Source organism: Bradyrhizobium jicamae (assembly GCF_001440395.1).
Taxonomy (GTDB): Bacteria; Pseudomonadota; Alphaproteobacteria; order Rhizobiales; family Xanthobacteraceae; genus Bradyrhizobium; species Bradyrhizobium jicamae.
On record NZ_LLXZ01000213.1, the window covers coordinates 15,564 to 16,048 of the forward strand.

Annotated in this window: 1 pseudogene; it reads right to left on the reverse strand. The window is 54.0% G+C overall.

The features are described 5' to 3' along the window. Window positions 1-485, reverse strand: a pseudogene (locus tag CQ12_RS47045) (hypothetical protein); the annotation flags it as partial.

A 485-nucleotide genomic window follows, 5' to 3' on the forward strand; every position in this document is an offset into this window, starting at 1 on the left:
CGTACAGTGATCTTTCGTCCATCAGTACCCTGCTCGCCACTCTCAAGAATGGCCTCAAGGTTGGCACCACGATAGAACCCAAGTTGATGTGTAGCGTTGAACTGCGCGATTTCAGGTTGAACTGCCGTTGCGTAGGCATCCAGGCTCAAGATCATGGCATCCAGCGAGCCGCCGATCTGACCACCACTTACATAAGCGTGCGTGAAGGTCGATCCGACAAGATCAATATGCGTGGAATCGATCTGGGTGAACTGCCAGCTGCCGTTCGCTTCGGTCGTCCCCTGCACCCCATAGACTACGATATGGTTCTGGCCGATGATTGTGAAGTTCGCATTCGACAACGCCGAGAGTGTTAGTCGAATAGCACCAGAGCCATTGTTCGCAGCCCCCGTGATGGTTAGCGGCGTAGGCGCAATGGCATCGAGCGATTCCAGCGTTATGCCACTCTGTGAGATACCGAGGAGATATTCCCCCGAATTCGAGAT